Origin of the sequence: Pseudomonas sp. GD04158, from assembly GCF_029834875.1 — a bacterium.
In the GTDB taxonomy this organism is placed as follows: domain Bacteria; phylum Pseudomonadota; class Gammaproteobacteria; order Pseudomonadales; family Pseudomonadaceae; genus Aquipseudomonas; species Aquipseudomonas hydrolytica.
In genome coordinates this window covers 1-19,233 of the sequence record NZ_JAODYT010000023.1, presented here as the reverse complement: position 1 = coordinate 19,233, position 19,233 = coordinate 1, and the positions used below count along the sequence as shown (strand labels likewise).

The following is a 19,233-nucleotide window of genomic DNA, read 5'->3' as shown; positions in this document are numbered from 1 at the left end:
TTTTCGCTAGTAGGCGCTAGACTTGGCATGCTTTGTTGCTTATGGGGAACAATGATGGGGCTGGACGATGCGCTGATCTTTACCCGAGTGGTGGAGTGCCACAGTTTCACCCAGGCTGCGACCAGCCTGGGCATGCAGAAATCCACGGTAAGCCGACGTATCGCGCTGCTCGAAGAGCGTCTGGGTGTGCGCCTGCTCAACCGGACGACGCGCAAGTTGCGCCTCACCGAGGTGGGGCAGGCCTACTACGAGCGCTGTCGGCAGATCATGCTCGACTTCGCCGAGGCCGAGCAGGCGGTGATGCAGCTGCAGCGCGAGCCGTCGGGGCTGTTGCGCATCACCTCACCCATCGAGTTCGGCCAGCTTTTTCTCGGGCGAGTGCTGGGTGAGTTCATGCGCCAGTACCCGCAGATCGACGCCGAAGTGGAGCTGACCTCGCGCTCGGTGGACCCGCTGGAAGAGGGCGTGGACATCGCCATCCAGGTCGGCCAGCCGCAGGATTCCACGCTGATCGCGCGCAAGTTGTTCGAAAGTGGCCGGCGTCTGTGCGCCAGTCCTGCTTACCTGGCGGCGCACGGTACGCCGCGCAGCGTCGCCGAGCTGGAGGGGCATCGGGCGATCCTCCTGCAGCACGATGCCCCACGCTACTGGCCGCTGCTGGGCGAGCATCTGCCCTGCCAGCGGGTGATGACCTGCAACAACATCACCTTCGCCCGCGAGGCGACCCTGGCCGGTGCGGGTATCTCCGGGCTGCCGGTAATGATCAGCGAGGAGGCGGTGCGCAGTGGGCGCCTGGTCGAGCTGCTGCCCGAGGCGCGCCTGCCGGTGGGGGAGGTCTATGCCATCTACCCATCGCGGCGCTTCCAGGCGATGAAGGTCAAGACCTTCCTCGACTTTCTCATCGCCAGCTTGCCCATCACCCGGGGCGGCCTGCTGGAGCCGGGGGGCGCCGGCCTGCTAACATCGCCCGCTTGATTCAAAACCTCGTGTCTTCCTTCCGAGAGCATTCATGACCACCGTCCGTACCCGTATCGCGCCTTCGCCGACTGGCGATCCCCATGTCGGCACTGCCTACATCGCACTGTTCAACCTGTGCTTCGCTCGCCAGCACGGCGGTCAGTTCATCCTGCGTATCGAAGACACCGACCAGCTGCGTTCGACCCGCGAGTCCGAGCAGCAGATCTTCGACGCCCTGCGCTGGCTGGGCATTGAATGGGACGAAGGCCCGGATGTTGGCGGCCCGCATGGCCCGTATCGGCAGAGCGAGCGCGGCGAGATCTACAAGCAGTATTCGGACGAACTGGTCGCCAAGGGCCATGCCTTCCCGTGCTTCTGCTCCGCCGAGCGCCTCGACGAAGTGCGTGCGCAGCAGATGGCCAACAAGGAAACCCCGCGTTACGACGGCCACTGCATGCACCTCGACCCGGCCGAGGCGCAGCGCCGCATCGCCGCAGGCGAGTCGCACGTGGTGCGCATGAAGGTGCCGAGCGAAGGCGTCTGCGTGGTGCCGGACATGCTGCGTGGCGATGTCGAGATCCCCTGGGATCGCATGGACATGCAGGTGCTGATGAAGGCCGATGGCCTACCGACCTACTTCCTGGCCAACGTGGTCGATGACCACCTGATGGGCATCACCCATGTACTGCGCGGCGAGGAATGGCTGCCGTCGGCGCCCAAGCTGATCAAGCTGTACGAGTACTTCGGCTGGGAACAGCCGGCGCTGTGCTATATGCCGCTGCTGCGCAATCCGGACAAGAGCAAGCTGTCCAAGCGCAAGAACCCCACCAGCATCACTTTCTACGAGCGCATGGGCTACCTGCCGCAGGCCATGCTCAACTACCTCGGCCGCATGGGCTGGTCGATGCCGGACGAGCGCGAGAAATTCTCCCTGAACGAGATGATCGAGCACTTCGACATCAACCGCGTGTCGCTGGGCGGGCCGATCTTCGATCTGGAGAAGCTGTCCTGGCTCAACGGCCAGTGGCTGCGCGAGCTGCCGGTGGAAACCTTCGCCGCGGAAGTGCAGAAATGGGCGCTCAACCCCGAGTACCTGATGAAGATCGCGCCGCACGTGCAGGGCAGGGTGGAAACCTTCAGCCAGATCGCACCGCTGGCCGGCTTCTTCTTCTCCGGCGCGCTGAACCTGGACGCCAAGCTGTTCGAGCACAAGAAGCTGTCGCCCGACCAGGTGCGCCAGCTGATGCAGCTGATCCTGTGGAAGCTCGAGTCGCTGCGCCAGTGGGAAAAGGAGCGCATCACCGGCTGCATCCAGGCGGTGGTCGAGCACCTGGAACTGAAGCTGCGTGACGCCATGCCGCTGATGTTCGCGGCCATCACTGGCCAGGCCAGCTCGGTGTCGGTGCTCGATGCCATGGAAATCCTCGGCCCGGATCTGACCCGCTTCCGCCTGCGCCAGGCGCTGGAGCTGCTCGGCGGCACCTCGAAGAAAGAGACCAAGGAGTGGGAGAAGCTGCTGGCGAGCATCGCCTGACGTAGGGTGCGCCACGCGCACCGGGGTATCTTAATTGCCGTGGTGCGCGCGGCGCACCCTACGGGTGCCGTACGACCCTAAGTAATTGTTCTAGTGGCAAAAACTTTTGGCTAGCAGGAAAAATGTTGTTGACAGCCAATCGGGGCGCTCTTAACATGCGCCCCGTCCTCGAGATGGGGCTATAGCTCAGCTGGGAGAGCGCTTGCATGGCATGCAAGAGGTCAACGGTTCGATCCCGTTTAGCTCCACCAATCTCGACTCCTTCGGGAGTGCCAGAATCGATGTGAGTCGATTCACGATCAGGGTCTTGCGTCCCCTTCGTCTAGTGGCCTAGGACACCGCCCTTTCACGGCGGTAACAGGGGTTCGAGTCCCCTAGGGGACGCCACTTATTCCAGCCGCAGTGCTCAGGCACTGTAGCCAGACCGAAAGGTTTCGGGGCTATAGCTCAGCTGGGAGAGCGCTTGCATGGCATGCAAGAGGTCAACGGTTCGATCCCGTTTAGCTCCACCAAACACTGACAAGGCCAGCTTAGTGCTGGCCTTGTTCTTCGAAGGTTATGTCCCCTTCGTCTAGTGGCCTAGGACACCGCCCTTTCACGGCGGTAACAGGGGTTCGAGTCCCCTAGGGGACGCCACTTTCCAGTCGCAGCGCGCAGGCGCTGCGAGCCGACCGCAAGGTTTCGGGGCTATAGCTCAGCTGGGAGAGCGCTTGCATGGCATGCAAGAGGTCAACGGTTCGATCCCGTTTAGCTCCACCAATCACACTCAAGGCCAGCCTAGTGCTGGCCTTGTCGTTCGAAGGTTTCGTCCCCTTCGTCTAGTGGCCTAGGACACCGCCCTTTCACGGCGGTAACAGGGGTTCGAGTCCCCTAGGGGACGCCAATTTTCTTGCCGCATTTGCGGAACCCAGGGGCTGCCTCTTCAGAGGCGGCCCCTTTTTGTTTCTGCCTTCTCTTTCTCGGGTCTGTGCGCCGTCGCGTTGCCGGCGGACCAACGGTCGCTGCGGCAACTTGCAAATTAATATGACGGTCGTAATATTGTGTTCATCATATGAAAGGACTTGGCCATGAGCGACGGCAAGATTCAAACCCGCAAACGCATTCTCGCTGCTGCGCAGCGCGTGCTTGCAGAGCGCGGCCCCAGCGATCCCGCGGTCGCGGAGGTGATGGCCGCAGCAGGGCTGACGGTGGGGGGCTTCTACGCCCATTTCCCCAGCAAGGACGCCCTGATGCTCGAGGCCTTCCGTCAGTTGCTCAGCGCACGGCGCGAGGGGGTGGCAGCGGTCGATCCGAAACTCGCCGGCGTGGACCGCAGGGCCCTGATGGCGGCGTTCTACCTGTCGCGTCGGCATCGCGACACGCCTGAAGCCTGTTGCCCGCTGCCCAGTTCGCTGGCGGAAATCGCGCGCAAGCCGGACGGCTTTCGTCAGGCCCTGGCCGAACACATTGAATTGATGGTGGCGCAGATGAGCAGTGCGCCGGAAGAGGCGAATGCGGCGCTGGCTGACCTGGCGCTGATGGTGGGTGGTCTGGCTCTGGCCCGGGCGCTGGGCCCCGGCGAGCTGTCCGACCGCGTGTTGCGTGCTGCCAAGTCGGCAGTGGTGTGAATCAGGCTCGAAGGAGAAGGTGATGAACCAGATGACATGGGTACGTGGCGTCAATGCAACCCTGGGCAGAGTAGCTCCGCAAATGGTCGCCAGTCGTCTGCGCGAGCGTTTCATGACGCCGCGCAATCTGCCTCCGCGGGACTGGGAGCTGCCGCTGCTGACCAGTGCCGAGCGCATCACGCTGCGCTTCGGTCTCTCCGCGCTGCGCTGGGGCAGCGGCCCAACCGTGCTGCTGATGCATGGCTGGGAAGGGCGGCCGACCCAGTTCGCCTACTTGATTCGTGGTCTGGTCGATGCCGGCTACGGGGTCGTGGCGCTGGACGCCCCGGCCCATGGACGTTCGCCTGGTCGCGAGGCCAACCTGGCGCTGTTCGCACGGGCATTGCTCGAAGCCGCCAGCGAGCTGCCGCCGCTGAAGGCCGTGATCGGTCATTCCATGGGCGGTGCCAGCGCGCTGTTGGCAACGCAGATGGGGCTGCGTACCGAGGCGCTGGTGAGCATCTCCGCGCCAAGCCGGATACTTACCGTGTTGCGCGGCTTCGCCCGCTTCATGGGGCTGCCGGCGGTGGCACGTTCGCATTTCGTGCGCCAGGTGGAGAGGACTGCTGGCATTCCGGCGGCGCATCTCGACGTGCAGCGCTATCAACTGGAGCTGCCTGGGCTGGTCGTGCATGCCGAGGATGATCAGGTGGTGCCCGTGAGCGAAGCTGAGCTGATTCACGGCGCCTGGTTCGACAGCCAGTTGCTGCGCTTGCCGGCCGGCGGGCATCATCGGGTGCTGGGCGATCCGCTGCTTCTGCAGGCGGTGCTGGGGCTGCTCGGCGAGGTGCGTCAGGCGCCGTCGAAGGCCTTGGCTTCGTAGCTGACGACCTGGTTGCGGCCGCCTGCCTTGGCGCGATACAGCGCGCGATCGGCCAGGTCGAGCCAGTGCTCGCCGCAGCTCGGGTCATGCGGTACGCCGGCGTGCAGGCCGATGCTCAGGCTCAGCGGTATCGAATGCTGCTGGTAGGGGCAGGGATGCCGGGCCAGGTCGTCGCGCAATTGCTCGGCCAGATCGAGCGCGCCGTCCAGGCTGGTGTTGTCGAGCAGGGCGACGAACTCCTCGCCGCCGAAGCGGGCCAGCAGATCGCTGCTGCGCAGGCGCTGCTGGATGCGTTGCGCCGCATGGCGCAGGCAGGCATCCCCGGCGAGGTGGCCATAGCGGTCGTTGACCTGTTTGAAATGGTCCAGATCCAGCATCAGGATGGCCACTGACTGCTTGCCGCGTTCGGCGCGGGCACAGGCCCGGGTCAGCTCTTCGCTGAGGGTCTGGCGGTTGAACAGGCCGGTCAGGCCGTCACGGCGATTGAGTTCTGCCAGGCGCAGGTTGGCGTTGGACAGTTGGTGCAGGGTTTCCTGCAGCGTGGCGGTGCGCTCCTGCACGCGTTGCTCCAGGCTTTCGCTGATCTGCGTCTGCAGTTCCAGGTGCCTGGCCTGTTCGGCGCGCAGATGACGCTCCTGGGCGATCAGCTGAGTCTGGGCCTGGCGCTTGGCTTCCTGGATATGGCGGATGCGAGCGGCCAGGGCGATGGAGAAGACCGTCATCTCGATCAGCCCGCCGATCTGCTGGGCATGCAGGGTCAGCAGCGAATAAGGCAGCAGACCGGTGCCGCTGAGGATGCTGGCCAGGCTTGCGGCTATCAGCACGAACCAGCCGAGGGCGAACAGGCGCGCAGCCGCAAAGCCGGCGCGCCAGCGCAGCAGGGTGATCAGGAAGGCGGCCACGGCGCAGGCCACCAGCAGGATGAAGCTGCCGAACAATGCCGGCGTATAGGGGCCGAACAGGGCCATGGCCACGACCAGCCAGGTGCAGGCCTTGAGCGATTGCACGACCCAGCGGTAAGGCGCCGGCGCCTTGTCCAGCTCCAGCGCGCCTTGGGTGAAGTGGATGCCGAACAGGGTGGCCAGGGCCGAGCTGAGCGGAAAGCTCAGTTGATGCCAGGCCATGGCGTTGGGCCACAGCCACTGCAGGGCGAAGCCGAGCTGGATGAACTGATAGAGGCTGAAACCGGCGACGAACAGGCTGTACCAGAGGTAATTGCGGTCGCGGGTGATGCAGAAGATGCTCAGGTTGTAGACGAACATCGCCAGCAGCGCACCGAAGAACAGGCCCTGCAGCAGCAGGCTGCGTTGCTCCTGATGGTCGAACGCCTCGCGTGTCATCAGGCTGGCGCTGAGGTTGGCCGAGCCGTCGGTCTGCATGCGCAGCCAGATGCGCCGCGTCTCTCCCGTTTCCAGGTTCAGCGGTAGCACCAACTGGCGGTGCTCCACCCAGCGCCAGTCGAAGGGGCGCTGATCGCCGGCGCGGTATACGCGCTCGCCGTCCAGTCCGTAGGCGTCGAGCTGGTCGAGCAGCGGGTTGCCGATCAGCAGCACCCAGCCGAACGAGCGGGAGTGAGGGTTGTGCAGGTCAAGGCGCAGCCAGTAGGCGCTGCCGCCATAGCCGAAGCTGGCATCGCGCCGGCCCACGTCGCGCCATGCCGAGTCGGGCAGGGCGCTGACCTGGGCAAAATCCGCCTGGCCCTGCGGATCTTGCCAGACCTGCATGTAGGGGCCTGGCAGCACGGGCGTCTGGCCGATCGGCAGGGGCAGGCTCTCAGCCCAGGCCAGGACTGGCAGCAGCATCAGCAACAGGAGGCGCAGGGTGGCAGTCAATTGCTCGGTTCTCGTGCTGGCAGGCGAGTTCGCCGCATTATGGCGTGATGGCACGGTGCGATGAAAGCATGGCGCTGCACCTGGCTGGGCAGCGGCGTATCATGCGGGGCTTCGAGGGCGTGGCCGCCGCTGCGCCTGCGACCGATCACCCAGCTCGCCACGCATATCCCGCGCTGGCTGCAAGCCCGGAGGTAAAGCCATGAACTGGGATCTTCCCAGCCCCTTCGTCATCGACATCCAGGTGTCCGCCGAGGACATCGACGGTCTCGGCCATGCCAACAATGCGGTATACGTCAGTTGGCTGGAGCGCTGTGCCTGGCGTCATTCGCAGTTTCTCGGGCTGGATCTGGTGGAATACCGCCGCCTGGATCGCGCCATGGCCGTGGTCCGGCATGAGATCGATTACCTGGCCAGCGCCTACGAAGGGCAGCATCTGCAAATGGCGACCTGGATCGTCGAATCCGACCAGCGGTTGAAGATGGACCGGCGCTTTCAGCTGCTGCGTCCCGAGGATGCGGTGACGCTGTTGCGGGCCAAGACCACCTTCGTCTGTATCGAGCTCTCCAGTGGCCGGCCAAAGCGCATGCCCGCGGAGTTCGTCGACGGCTACGGCAAGGCGCTGCTGCAACCCTATCCGCTGGAGCTGTAGTGCCGGTCAGTTCAGCAGTGGCGCGAGAAAGACCTGCTCAGGTTCCACCATGATCGCGAACTGCCTGGTTTCGCCGGGGCGCAGCAGGATCGATTGCATGGCGTCAGGGCCGCGGCCGCCGCAATAGCCGCTTGGCGACAGGGCTACCGCGAGGCTCAGTTCGCCGCTGGGCAGGTCGAGGCTGGTGCGCTCTCCCGGCCCCAGCGTGGCGACCACCTGCTGGTTGACGTAGAGCTCGACGTCGCAGGCGTTGGGCGCGTTGCTGTCGCGGCTGAAGATCAGGCGCGCCGGGGCATCGCTCGCGGCGTCGGCGGGCATGTGTTCGACGCCGCGCGGCAGGGGATCGGCGGCCAGGGCGCCGCTGGCGAGCAGGCCGAAAACCATGAGCATGATGCGAAGCATGGATGTCCTCCGTTGGTGGCCCCAGCAGTGTGGATCATCTTGCGTATGCCCGGCGACCCCTTAAACTGTGCGCCCCATTTTTTCGGACGACTCCATGCAAATCGCCCTGGCACCCATGGAGGGGCTGGTCGACGAGATCCTGCGCGACGTACTGACCCGCATCGGCGGTATCGACTGGTGCGTCACCGAGTTCATTCGCGTGAGCGAGCGACTGTTGCCCGCGGCCACCTACCACAAGCTCGCCCCCGAGCTGCTCAACGGCTCACGCACCCAGGCCGGTACGCCGATGCGTGTGCAGTTCCTCGGCTCCGACCCGCAGTGTCTGGCCGACAACGCCGCCTTTGCCTGTGACCTGGGCGCGCCGGTGATCGACCTCAACTTCGGCTGTCCGGCCAAGACGGTGAACAAGTCGCGCGGCGGCGCCGTGCTGCTCAAGGAGCCGGAGCTGCTGCACGCGATCGTGCGCGAGGTGCGGCGCACCGTGCCGGCCGAGATTCCGGTAACGGCCAAGATGCGCCTGGGCTTCGAGGACAAGAGCGTCGCGCTGGACTGTGCGCGGGCGCTCGCCGAAGGCGGCGCGAGCCAGATCGTGGTGCATGCGCGTACCAAGGTCGAAGGGTACAAGCCGCCGGCGCACTGGGAGTGGGTGGCGCGGGTGCAGGAGGTGGTGGCCGTGCCGGTGTTCGCCAATGGCGAGGTGTGGACGCTGCAGGACTGGCGTCGTTGCCGCGAGATCAGCGGCGTGGACGACATCATGCTCGGGCGCGGGCTGGTCTCGCGCCCAGGCCTGGCGCGACAGATCGCAGCGGTCAGGGCGGGTGAACAGCCGCAGGAAATGAGTTGGGAGGAACTGCAGCCGCTGCTGCAGGACTTCTGGCGGCAGGCGCGGCGCAAGCTGGCACCGCGTTATGCGCCGGGGCGCCTGAAGCAGTGGCTGGCGATGCTTACGCGCACCTATCCAGAGGCCGTGACGTTGTTTGCCGAGGTTCGCCGCGAGCAGGATTGCGAGCGCATCGACAGGCTGCTCGGGGCGGTAGCGGCGCCTGCATAGGACGCGTCGTGTGCGGGGCGATCAATCCGCACGGGTAGTGGGGCGCACGGCCTAGGCGTTCGCAAAACCCTATCGCCGAGGCTGGCGAGCCTGACCTGTAAACGAATTTTTCAGGCGCTTGAAAATTCTCCACCTGACCTCAGTTAAGGGAATGCGGGATGCCGAAGTCGGGTTCCGCGATATGACCCTTGCTGAAATTTTCAGGAGAATACTCATGAGCAACGTACTGTCCCTGGCCCCCCTGTTCCGCCAGTCCGTCGGTTTCGACCGTTTCAACGACCTGTTCGAGTCCGCGCTGCGCAGCAACGACGCTGGCAGTTCCTATCCTCCCTACAACGTCGAGAAGCACGGCGAGGACCACTACCGCATCGTGGTCGCGGCAGCCGGTTTCCAGGAGGAGGACCTGGAGCTGCAGGTCGAGCGTGGCGTGTTGAGCGTGGTCGGCAACAAGCGTGACCGCAGCGCCGAGAGCGTCAGCTACCTGCACCAGGGCATTGCCCAGCGCGCCTTCAAGCTGTCCTTCCGCCTGGCCGACCATATCGAGGTCAAAGGTGCCGATCTGGTCAACGGCCTGCTCAATATCGAGCTGGAACGTATCGTCCCGGAAGAGGCCAAGCCCAAGCGCATACCGATCGGTGAGCAGCGTCCGGCGCTGGAAAACTGAGTCCGGTCGATGCCGAAAAAGAAGGCGCCCCGCGGGGCGCCTTCTGCGTTTTTACCAAGGATGAAGCGAAGCTGCCGGTCCTGCGGCCGGCTCAGCTGCGATGTTGGTCGAGCAGGGCGCGGAAGGCGTCCTCCGGCACCGGCTTGCTGAACAGGTAGCCCTGATACAGGTGACAGTCCTGCGCTTGCAGGAAGTCCAGCTGTTCCTGCTGCTCGACGCCCTCGGCGATCAGCCCCAGGCCCAGGCTGCGCGCCATGGCGACGATGGCGCGAATGATGCCGGCGTCGTTGGGGTCGCTGGTGGCATCGCGCACGAACGACTGATCGATTTTCAGCATGTCCACCGGCAGGCGCTTGAGGTAGGTCAGCGAGCTGTAGCCGGTGCCGAAATCGTCCATGGCGAAGCTGACCCCGTGTTTCTTCAGGCGCAGCATCTTGCCGACGGTGTCGTCGATGTTCTGGATCACGATGCCTTCGGTGATTTCCAGTTTGAGCATGGCGTGGGGCAGCTGGCTGGTACGCAGGCAGCCGGCCACGCGCTCGACGAAATCGTGCTGGCGGAACTGCCTGGGACTGATGTTGACGCACAGGCTGAAGCGCTCGGCGTCGATCAGCTTGTCGGCCAGCAGGCGGGCGCAGAGGTGACAGGCTTCGGTCAGCACCCAGCCACCAACCTCGATGATCAGCCCGCTTTCTTCCAACACCTGAATGAACTGCGCCGGCGACTGCGGACCGTGCTGAGGGTGTTGCCAGCGCAGCAGGGCTTCGGCGCCGACCACCTGGCCGTCGCGGGCATCGACCTGGGGCTGGAAATGCAGTTCGAACTCGCCGCGGGCCAGTGCCAGGCGCAGGTCGTTCTCCAGACGCAGGCGGGCGCTGACGGCGTCCTGCATGGTGCTGCGAAACAGCTGAATGGCATTGCGGCCCGAATCCTTGGCCCGATATAGGGCGATGTCGGCGCGCTTGAGCAGGTCGGCGGGGGTTTCGCCGTGGTCGGGAATCAGGGCGATGCCGATGCTCGGTGTGACCTGCAGATGGTGCCCGTCCAGCAGCATGGGCTCGGCCAGCAAGTGGCGCAGCTTCTCGGCGACCTGGCGGACCTGACGGGTGACTTCCGAGCGCTTGCCCTGCAGGCCGCAGAGCAGCACCACGAACTCGTCGCCCCCCAGGCGCGCCACGGTGTCTTCGAGGCGCACGGTGGCTTCCAGGCGGGCGGTTACCAGGCGCAGTACCGCATCGCCGACCGGGTGGCCGAGCGAGTCGTTGATGTGTTTGAAGTGATCCAGGTCGATGAACAGCAGGGCGCTGCGCATGTCGTGACGCTTGAGTAGCGCGATCTGCTGGGTCAGGCGATTGATCAGCATGGCGCGGTTGGGCAGGTTGGTCAGCGCATCGTGATAGGCCAGGTGCTGGACCTGAGCCTGCGCCTGTTTCAGCTCGCTGATGTCGCGGGCGGTGAGCAGCAGGCAGGAGCTGCCATTGAGATCCAGCGGCTGAACCGAAACCTCCACCAGGCGCACATCGCCATTGCGGTGTTGCCCGTGCATTTCCATGTGCAGCACCTGGCCGTTCTTGGCCAGGTGATCGAGCATCACTGCGCGCTCCTCGGGGAAGGCCCAGATGTTGAGCTCGAAGGCCGTGCGCCCGATCACTTCGGCCGAGCTGTAGCCGGTGAGGCGGGTGAAGCCCTCATTGACCTCTATGTAGCGCGCGGTGTCGCGCTCGGTGATGGTGATGGCGTCCGGGCTGGAGTGAAAGGCCTTGGCGAACTTCTCCTCGGAGGCGCGCAAGGCATCGGCGCGAACCTGCTGCTGGGTGATGTCGCGAATCACCCCGAACATGCGCCTTCGACCGTCCGCCTCGCGCTGCAGGCTGCCGCTGATCTCCAGCCAGTGCAGGCTGCCGTCCGGCCAGCGGATGCGATGGCGCAGCGCGCGGCCTCCGTCGTTGCCGGCGAGAATGGCGTTGAACTGGCGCAGCACCGCACCCCGTTCTTCGTCGGGGATCAGTTCGATGTACTCGACGCTGCTGCTCAGCGGGCGTTCGGGGTCCAGGCCAAACAGGGCCTGGGCGCCGCGCGACCAGCTGACCTGGCCACTGTCGATGTCCCAGTACCAGGCTCCCAGTCGGGCCCCGTTGAGCGCCGCCAGCAGTCGCGGCGCATCGCGCCAGGTCTGCTCGAACTCGGCAGGATCCTTGGCCGGGATGTGCGGCAGGCGTGGGGGCAGGTCAGTGGATCTGGCCATGGCCGGTCCTTCTTCTGCGAGGCGCTTTGGGCGGGAGGACACCTGATGCTGTCATGCAGAGCCTATGCGATAGGGGTAACACCACGTTAGTCAAAGCCCGGCCGGCTATGCAAGATCGTCGCGCTGCGCATCCAGCAGGGCCATGAAGGCCCGCGCAGCGTTGGACAGGGTGCGCTCGGTATGCAGGATGTAGCCCAGTTGACGCGTGAGCTGGATTCCCGGCACGGGCAGGCGCGCCACTTGTTCGTCGAGCATGGTGCGCGGTAGCACGCTCCAGGCCAGGCCGATGGAGACCATCATCTTGATGGTTTCCAGGTAGTTGGTGCTCATGGCGATGTTGGGGGTTAGACCGCCTGCTTCGAACAGGCGTTGCACGATATGGTGGGTAAAGGTGTTGCCGCCGGGAAAGACCGCCGGGTGGCGGGCCACGTCGGCCAGGCTGATCGCCTCGGCGCGGGCCAGCGGGTGCTCCGGAGCGGCGACGAAGTCCAGCGGGTCGTCCCACACCGCCACGGCGCGGATCGGCTCGCGGGTTTCCGGGGCGAGGGTGATCACCGCCAGCTCGGCGCGACCGTGCAGGACTTCTTCGTAGGCCACTTCCGAATCGAGAAACTGGATATCCAGCGCCACCTGCGGGTGGGCGCGGGTAAAGGCGCGCAGCAGGGCAGGGAGGCGGTGCAAGCCAATATGGTGGCTGGTGGCGAGCGTCAGGCGGCCGCTGACTTCGCCGGACAGGTTGGTCAGCGCCCGGCGCGTGTCGTCCAGCACGTTGAGGATCTGGTAGGCGCGCGGCAGCAATGCGCGGCCGGCCTGGGTCAGGCCGATCTCGCGACCGAGGCGATCGAACAGGCGCACGCCCAGCTGCTGTTCCAGGCCGGCGATACGCTTGCTCACGGCCGGTTGGGTCAGGTGCAGGCGCTCGCCGGCTTCAGAAAAACTGCCGGTTTCGGCAATGGCGATAAAGGCGTTGAGATTGGCCAGATCCATAGAGGCAGCTCCGGGCGACAGGCTGCAAGGCAAGCTGGCCGCTGCATCTTTTGTCGGCAGTTGGCAGCTCGCGGATTGCAGCTTCAGATCGATTCCTTTGTGGAATCTTCTGGATGAAAAATATGAATTTGAGTTATTCGTCCCGCGATCATAGCATTTCACCCCATAAGCCAAAGGGCCTTTTCGCCCGGGCATAGAAAAGTGCACTTCTGACGCCGGGCGGTGATAACGCAGGCAGTTTCCGGATGTGCTCACAAGGCGCTGATGAGGTAAGGCTGATGACTGGCAAGACGCTCTACGACAAGCTCTGGGAAATGCACGAAGTGAAACGTCGCGACGACGGTTCCTCGTTGATCTACATCGACCGTCACATCCTCCACGAAGTGACCTCGCCGCAGGCCTTCGAAGGTCTGCGTCTGGCCGGGCGCAAGCCGTGGCGCATCGATGCCAACATCGCCACCCCGGACCACAACGTGCCGACCACCAAGGCCGAGCGCCAGGGCGGCCTCGAGGCCATCGCCGACGAAGTATCGCGCATCCAGGTGCAGACTCTGGACGAGAATTGCGATGACTTCGGCATCCTCGAATTCAAGATGAACGACGTGCGTCAGGGCATCGTTCACGTGGTCGGGCCGGAGCAGGGCGCCACGCTGCCGGGCATGACCGTGGTCTGCGGCGACTCGCACACCTCCACCCATGGCGCCTTCGGCGCGCTGGCCCACGGCATCGGCACTTCCGAGGTCGAGCACGTGCTCGCTACCCAGTGCCTGGTTGCCAAGAAGATGAAGAACATGCAGGTGCGCGTCGAAGGCAAGCTGCCTTTCGGCGTCACCGCCAAGGACATCGTGCTGGCCGTGATCGGCAAGATCGGCACCGCCGGCGGCAACGGCCATGCCCTGGAATTCGCCGGCAGCGCGATTCGCGACCTTTCTCTGGAAGGGCGCATGACCATCTGCAACATGTCCATCGAGGCTGGCGCCCGTGTGGGCCTGGTGGCGGTGGACGAAAAGACCATCGCCTACGTCAAGGATCGTCCGTTCGCGCCCAAGGGCAGCGACTGGGACAAGGCCGTGGCGCAGTGGCAGAACCTGGTGTCCGACGCCGATGCGGTGTTCGATACCGTGGTCGAGTTGAAGGCTGAAGACATCAAGCCGCAGGTCAGCTGGGGCACCTCGCCGGAGATGGTCCTGGCCGTCGACCAGAACGTGCCGGATCCGGCCGTCGAAACTGACCCGGTGAAGAAGGATTCGATCACTCGTGCACTCAAGTACATGGGCCTGAGCGCCAACCAGCCGATCACCGATATCCAGCTCGATCGCGTGTTCATTGGTTCCTGCACCAACTCGCGCATCGAAGACCTGCGCGCCGCCGCTGAGGTGGCCAAGGGTCGCAAGGTCGCCAGCACCGTCAAGCAGGCGCTGGTGGTGCCGGGCTCCGGCCTGGTCAAGGCGCAGGCCGAAGCGGAAGGGCTGGACAAGATCTTTATCGAGGCCGGTTTCGAATGGCGTGAGCCGGGCTGCTCCATGTGCCTGGCGATGAACCCGGACAAGCTGGGCAGCGGCGAGCATTGCGCGTCCACCTCCAACCGCAACTTCGAAGGGCGTCAGGGCGCCGGTGGCCGTACCCACCTGGTGAGCCCGGCCATGGCTGCCGCTGCGGCGGTGACCGGCCGCTTCATCGACGTTCGCGAATTGATCCAGGCCTGAGGAGAGTTTTGATGAAAGCCTTTACCCAACATACCGGCCTGGTCTGCCCGCTCGATCGTGCCAACGTCGACACCGATCAGATCATTCCCAAGCAGTTTCTGAAGTCGATCAAGCGCACCGGCTTCGGCCCCAATCTGTTCGACGAGTGGCGCTACCTGGATGTCGGCCAGCCGAACCAGGACAATTCCAAGCGTCCGATCAACAAGGATTTCGTGCTGAACTTCCCGCGCTATCAGGGCGCCAGCGTGCTGCTGGCCCGTGAGAACTTCGGTTGCGGTTCCTCGCGCGAACACGCGCCCTGGGCGCTGGACGAGTACGGTTTCCGCACCGTGATCGCGCCGAGCTTCGCCGACATCTTCTTCAACAACAGCTTCAAGAACGGCCTGCTGCCTATCGTTCTCAAGGATGAAGAGGTCGATGCGCTGTTCGAACAGGCCGAGGCCACCGAGGGCTATCAACTGACCGTCGACCTCGATGCGCAGACCGTGACCCGTCCCGATGGCGTGCAGTACCGCTTCGAGGTCGATGCCTTCCGCAAGCACTGCCTGCTCAACGGCCTGGACGACATCGGCCTGACCCTGCAGGATCAGGACGCGATCAGGGCCTTCGAAGCCAAACACCAGCAGAGCAGCCCCTGGCTGTTCGGCGCGATCAAGTAGGGTGTGCGGGGCCGCCTAGGCTGTGCACACCGACTGACTCACTATTTGAATGGTGCGCACGGCGCACCCTACGGTTTGATGAGGATGCAATGAGCAAACAGATTCTGGTTCTCCCCGGCGACGGTATCGGTCCGGAAATCATGGCCGAGGCGGTCAAGGTGCTGAACCTGGCCAACGACAAGTACGCCCTGGGTTTCGAACTGAGCTTCGATGACCTGGGCGGCGCCGCCATCGACCGCTACGGCGTGCCGCTGGCCGACGAGACCCTGGCGCGCGCCAAGGCCGCCGATGCCGTGCTGCTCGGCGCCGTTGGCGGGCCGAAGTGGGACACCATCGATCCGGCCATCCGTCCGGAGCGCGGCCTGCTGAAGATCCGTTCGCAACTGGGACTGTTCGGCAACCTGCGCCCGGCCATCCTCTATCCGCAACTGGCCGAGGCCTCCAGCCTTAAGCCTGAGGTTGTGGCGGGGTTGGATATCCTCATCGTGCGTGAGCTGACCGGCGGCATCTACTTCGGCCAGCCGCGCGAGAGCAAGGTGCTGGAAAACGGCGAGCGCATGGCCTACGACACCCTGCCGTACAGCGAGAGCGAAATCCGTCGCATTGCCAAGGTCGGTTTCGACATGGCCCGCGTGCGCGGCAAGAAGCTGTGCTCGGTGGACAAGGCCAACGTCCTGGCCTCCAGCCAGCTGTGGCGCACGGTGGTCGAGGAAGTGGCCAAGGACTATCCGGACGTCGAGCTGAGCCACATGTACGTCGACAACGCTGCCATGCAACTGGTGCGCGCACCCAAGCAGTTCGACGTGATCGTCACCGACAACATGTTTGGTGACATTTTGTCCGACGAGGCTTCGATGCTCACCGGCTCCATCGGCATGCTGCCGTCGGCTTCCCTGGATGCCAACAACAAGGGCATGTACGAGCCGTGCCACGGCTCCGCGCCGGATATCGCCGGCAAGGGCATCGCCAACCCGCTGGCCACCATTCTCTCGGTGTCCATGATGCTGCGTTACAGCTTCGGCCAGGTGGCCGCGGCCGATGCCATCGAAAAAGCGGTGAGCCTGGTGCTGGATCGGGGCCTGCGTACCGGCGACATCTGGTCCGAGGGCAAGACCAAGGTCGGTACCGCTGCGATGGGTGATGCAGTAGTCGAAGCGCTGCGTAGTCTGTAATCTTCCACGGCTGCGCCGGGGTGGGTCCGGCGGGCTGTTTATATAGGTGTAGTCGTTATGAAACGTGTAGGTCTGATCGGTTGGCGTGGCATGGTCGGTTCCGTGCTCATGCAGCGCATGCTGGAAGAGCGGGACTTCGACCTGATCGAGCCGGTGTTCTTCACCACCTCCAATGTCGGTGGCCAGGGTCCTGCCATTGGCAAGGACATTGCCCCGCTGAAGGACGCCTACAGCATCGAAGACCTGAAAGGCCTGGACGTGATCCTGACCTGCCAGGGCGGCGACTACACCAACGAAGTCTTCCCCAAGCTGCGCGAAGCCGGCTGGCAGGGCTACTGGATCGATGCCGCCTCGTCGCTGCGCATGGACGACGGTGCGGTGATCGTGCTCGACCCGGTCAACCGCAAGGTGATCGACCAGGCGCTGGACGCCGGCACCAAGAACTACATCGGCGGCAACTGCACCGTCAGCCTGATGCTGATGGCCCTCGGTGGTCTGTACGAAGCCGGTCTGGTCGAGTGGATGAGCGCCATGACCTACCAGGCGGCCTCGGGTGCCGGTGCGCAGAACATGCGCGAGCTGATCAAGCAGATGGGCGCGATCAACGGTGCCGTCGCCGATGAACTGGCCGATCCGGCTAGTGCCATTCTCGACATCGACCGCAAGGTGGCCGAAGCCATGCGCGGCGAGGCCTTCCCGGTGGACAACTTCGGCGTGCCGCTGGCCGGCAGTCTGATCCCCTACATCGACAAGGAGCTGCCCAACGGGCAGAGCCGTGAGGAGTGGAAGGCCCAGGCCGAAACCAACAAGATCCTCGGCCGCTTCAAGAGCCCGATCCCGGTCGATGGCATCTGCGTGCGCATCGGCGCCATGCGTTGCCACAGCCAGGCGCTGACCATCAAGCTGAACAAGGATGTGCCGATGGCCGACATCGAAGGCCTGATCAGCCAGCACAACCCCTGGGTCAAGCTGGTGCCGAACCACCGCGAAGACTCTATCCGCGATCTCGGCCCGACTGCCGTTACCGGTACCCTGAGCGTGCCGGTCGGTCGCCTGCGCAAGCTCAACATGGGCTCGCAGTACCTCGGCGCCTTCACCGTCGGTGACCAACTGCTGTGGGGCGCCGCCGAGCCGCTGCGCCGCATGCTGCGGATCCTGCTGGAGCGCTAAGCGCGAGGCTGGCATTCGGAGTCAAACAGGGCCCTTCTGCTTCGGCAGAGGGGCTTTGTCTTTTATGGCTCGAGCAAGCCGATTGCCTGGGCGAGAGGGCGCAGTTACAGTGCCGCTCCCTATGCGTCACAGGTTCGTCCATGAGTCAGTCCATCAATATCGCCCTGATCGGCGCCACCGGTAATGTCGGTGAAGCGCTGGTCGAATTGCTCGAAGAGCGCGACTTTCCGGTAAAGGATCTGCATCTGCTGGCCAGTAGCGAGTCGGCGGGGCAGAGCCTTTCCTTCCGCGGTCGTCAGGTGCGGGTCAGGTCGCTCGAGGCCTTCGATTTCACCCAGGTGCAACTGGCTTTCTTTGCCGCTGGCGCGGAGGTCACCCGCGCCTATCACGAGACTGTGCTGGCGGCCGGCTGTTCGCTCATCGATCTGAGCTCGGCCCTGCCGCTGGAGCACGCGCCCTGCGTATTGCCCGAGCTTGGCATTGAGGGCCTGCCGGCATTGGCCAAACCTTGGAAGGTCAGTGCTCCCACGCCTTCGGCGGTTGCCTGCGCGCTGGTGCTCGCCACGTTGAAGCCTTTGTTGCAACCGCAGCAGCTACAGCTGACCGCCATGCTGTCGATGTCGACGCTGGGGCGCAGTGGTGTGCAGGAACTGGCGCGGCAGACGGCCGAACTGCTCAATGCACGACCGCTGGAACCCAAGGGCGTGGACCGGCAGGTCGCCTTCAATGTGCTGGCGCAGGTCGGCGCGGTGGATGAACAGGGGCATGCGGAGCTGGAACGGCGCCTGGCCGCCGAGATTCGACAGCTGCTGGGGCTGCCTGCGCTGTCGGTGGCGGTGACTTGCGCCCTGGTGCCGGTTTTCTTCGGCGACAGCCTGGCGCTCAGCGTGCAGGGCGATGCGGATATCGATATCACAGCAGTGCAGCAGTTGCTGCACAGCGCTCAGGGTATCGAACTGGTGGAGGCGGGCGACTACCCGACAGCAGTGGGTGATGCAGTGGGGCAGGATCAGGTCTACGTCGGGCGAGTTCGTGCGGGTATCAGCGATCCAAGGCAACTCAATTTGTGGATTGCGTCTGATAATGTACGAAAAGGCGCCGCCCTGAACGCTGTGCAAATAGCGGAGTTATTGATAAAACACTATCTGTAAAAGATACTTACCTAGAAATTTGAAGAATCTTTCTAGCTTGGCAATACTGGCTGAGTTGATTGCTGAATGGGGAGCCGCTCTTGGAGTGGATGCAGGCAGCAATTATCAACACCCTCTCGCATGCCGAGAAAAAAGATAAAACAAGGGATAACGCTATGGTTCGGGTTCGCAAACTGGTGCTGGCAATTGCAGCGGCTTCGGCGCTGTCTTCCGGTATGGCGCATGCGCTGGGGTTGGGTGAAGTCACCCTGCAGTCCTCGCTGAATCAGCCGTTGGTAGCGGAAATTGAATTGCTGGAGGTGCGCGACCTGGCCTCCAATGAGGTGATTCCCAGCCTCGCGTCTCCTGAAGAATTCGTCAAGGCAGGGGTTGATCGTCAGTACTTCCTGACCGACCTGAAGTTCACGCCGGTACTCAAGCCCAATGGCAAGAGTGTGATTCGTGTCACTTCGAGCAAGGTTGTACGCGAACCCTACCTTAACTTCCTGGTGGAAGTGCTCTGGCCGAATGGCCGGTTGCTGCGCGAATACACCCTGCTGCTCGACCCGCCGCTCTATTCCCCGCAGACCACCGTGGCCGCTGCGC

At 64.1% G+C, this 19,233-nt stretch carries 16 protein-coding genes, 6 tRNA genes and 1 pseudogene; 19 read left to right on the top strand and 4 right to left on the bottom strand.

Annotation, left to right across the window (positions count from 1 at the left end):
• Positions 1 to 54 precede the first annotated feature (54 nt).
• The 10 genes from N7333_RS11205 (at position 55) to N7333_RS11160 (ending at position 4,960) form a co-directional block, all read left to right on the top strand.
• Positions 55 to 975, top strand: coding sequence for a LysR family transcriptional regulator (locus N7333_RS11205; RefSeq protein WP_012018957.1), 921 nt, complete (start codon positions 55 to 57; stop codon positions 973 to 975).
• Positions 976 to 1,009: 34 nt separating this feature from the next.
• On the top strand, positions 1,010 to 2,491 hold the full coding sequence (gene gltX, locus N7333_RS11200) for a glutamate--tRNA ligase (RefSeq protein WP_012018956.1): 1,482 nt from the start codon (positions 1,010 to 1,012) through the stop codon (positions 2,489 to 2,491).
• A 175-nt stretch (positions 2,492 to 2,666) separates the two neighbouring features.
• A tRNA-Ala gene (locus N7333_RS11195) sits at positions 2,667 to 2,742 on the top strand.
• 60 nt (positions 2,743 to 2,802) lie between these two features.
• Positions 2,803 to 2,878 (top strand) — tRNA-Glu (locus tag N7333_RS11190).
• Between the two features lie 49 nt (positions 2,879 to 2,927).
• Positions 2,928 to 3,003, top strand: a tRNA-Ala gene (locus N7333_RS11185).
• A 48-nt stretch (positions 3,004 to 3,051) separates the two neighbouring features.
• A tRNA-Glu gene (locus N7333_RS11180) sits at positions 3,052 to 3,127 on the top strand.
• A 47-nt stretch (positions 3,128 to 3,174) separates the two neighbouring features.
• Positions 3,175 to 3,250 (top strand) — tRNA-Ala (locus tag N7333_RS11175).
• A gap of 48 nt (positions 3,251 to 3,298) precedes the next feature.
• Positions 3,299 to 3,374, top strand: a tRNA-Glu gene (locus N7333_RS11170).
• 184 nt (positions 3,375 to 3,558) lie between these two features.
• The gene (locus N7333_RS11165; RefSeq protein ID WP_279858838.1) at positions 3,559 to 4,098 is read left to right on the top strand and encodes a TetR/AcrR family transcriptional regulator; all 540 of its coding nucleotides are present in this window, start codon (positions 3,559 to 3,561) and stop codon (positions 4,096 to 4,098) included.
• A gap of 22 nt (positions 4,099 to 4,120) precedes the next feature.
• On the top strand, positions 4,121 to 4,960 hold the full coding sequence (locus N7333_RS11160; RefSeq protein ID WP_279858837.1) for an alpha/beta fold hydrolase: 840 nt from the start codon (positions 4,121 to 4,123) through the stop codon (positions 4,958 to 4,960).
• Here N7333_RS11160 and N7333_RS11155 read toward each other — a convergent pair.
• Positions 4,930 to 6,762: a diguanylate cyclase gene (locus N7333_RS11155; protein WP_347815289.1), complete on the bottom strand. Its 1,833-nt coding sequence runs from the start codon at positions 6,760 to 6,762 to the stop codon at positions 4,930 to 4,932. The genes N7333_RS11160 and N7333_RS11155 overlap by 31 nt on opposite strands.
• A 229-nt stretch (positions 6,763 to 6,991) precedes the next feature.
• Here N7333_RS11155 and N7333_RS11150 point away from each other — a divergent pair, with 229 nt between their 5' ends.
• Complete coding sequence (locus tag N7333_RS11150; protein WP_003243611.1) at positions 6,992 to 7,441, top strand: thioesterase family protein; 450 nt, start codon at positions 6,992 to 6,994, stop codon at positions 7,439 to 7,441.
• Between the two features lie 6 nt (positions 7,442 to 7,447).
• Here N7333_RS11150 and N7333_RS11145 read toward each other — a convergent pair whose 3' ends face one another.
• A complete protein-coding gene (locus tag N7333_RS11145) occupies positions 7,448 to 7,843 on the bottom strand; it encodes a hypothetical protein (protein ID WP_003243613.1) in 396 nt (131 codons plus the stop codon).
• 94 nt (positions 7,844 to 7,937) lie between these two features.
• Between N7333_RS11145 and N7333_RS11140 the strand changes: the two genes are divergently transcribed.
• Both N7333_RS11140 and N7333_RS11135 read left to right on the top strand, forming a co-directional pair.
• Positions 7,938 to 8,894, top strand: a complete 957-nt coding sequence (locus tag N7333_RS11140) for a tRNA-dihydrouridine synthase (protein ID WP_279858835.1) — start codon at positions 7,938 to 7,940, stop codon at positions 8,892 to 8,894.
• A 214-nt stretch (positions 8,895 to 9,108) separates the two neighbouring features.
• Entirely contained in the window at positions 9,109 to 9,558 is a 450-nt protein-coding gene (locus tag N7333_RS11135; RefSeq protein WP_041772897.1) for an Hsp20 family protein, read from the top strand.
• A 91-nt stretch (positions 9,559 to 9,649) separates the two neighbouring features.
• On the opposite strand, the gene N7333_RS11130 is transcribed toward N7333_RS11135, so the two are convergent.
• Together N7333_RS11130 and N7333_RS11125 are read right to left on the bottom strand one after the other, a co-directional pair.
• Positions 9,650 to 11,803, bottom strand: a complete 2,154-nt coding sequence (locus N7333_RS11130) for a bifunctional diguanylate cyclase/phosphodiesterase (protein WP_279858834.1) — start codon at positions 11,801 to 11,803, stop codon at positions 9,650 to 9,652.
• Positions 11,804 to 11,908: 105 nt separating this feature from the next.
• The gene (locus N7333_RS11125; RefSeq protein WP_003243618.1) at positions 11,909 to 12,790 is read right to left on the bottom strand and encodes a LysR family transcriptional regulator; all 882 of its coding nucleotides are present in this window, start codon (positions 12,788 to 12,790) and stop codon (positions 11,909 to 11,911) included.
• Between the two features lie 278 nt (positions 12,791 to 13,068).
• Here N7333_RS11125 and leuC point away from each other — a divergent pair, with 278 nt between their 5' ends.
• The 6 genes and pseudogenes from leuC to N7333_RS11095 form a co-directional block, all read left to right on the top strand.
• Complete coding sequence (gene leuC / locus N7333_RS11120; RefSeq protein ID WP_129483543.1) at positions 13,069 to 14,496, top strand: 3-isopropylmalate dehydratase large subunit; 1,428 nt, start codon at positions 13,069 to 13,071, stop codon at positions 14,494 to 14,496.
• 11 nt (positions 14,497 to 14,507) lie between these two features.
• Positions 14,508 to 15,155: a 3-isopropylmalate dehydratase small subunit gene (gene leuD, locus N7333_RS11115; RefSeq protein WP_279858833.1), complete on the top strand. Its 648-nt coding sequence runs from the start codon at positions 14,508 to 14,510 to the stop codon at positions 15,153 to 15,155.
• Between the two features lie 89 nt (positions 15,156 to 15,244).
• Positions 15,245 to 16,327 carry a 3-isopropylmalate dehydrogenase gene (gene leuB, locus N7333_RS11110; RefSeq protein ID WP_148117897.1) on the top strand — a complete coding sequence of 361 codons (1,083 nt, stop codon included), beginning with the start codon at positions 15,245 to 15,247 and terminating at the stop codon, positions 16,325 to 16,327.
• 57 nt (positions 16,328 to 16,384) lie between these two features.
• Positions 16,385 to 17,497, top strand: coding sequence for an aspartate-semialdehyde dehydrogenase (asd, locus tag N7333_RS11105; protein WP_012018946.1), 1,113 nt, complete (start codon positions 16,385 to 16,387; stop codon positions 17,495 to 17,497).
• A 140-nt stretch (positions 17,498 to 17,637) separates the two neighbouring features.
• Positions 17,638 to 18,648, top strand: a complete 1,011-nt coding sequence (locus N7333_RS11100) for an aspartate-semialdehyde dehydrogenase (protein ID WP_279858831.1) — start codon at positions 17,638 to 17,640, stop codon at positions 18,646 to 18,648.
• 155 nt (positions 18,649 to 18,803) lie between these two features.
• Positions 18,804 to 19,233: pseudogene (locus tag N7333_RS11095) on the top strand (peptigoglycan-binding protein LysM); the annotation flags it as partial.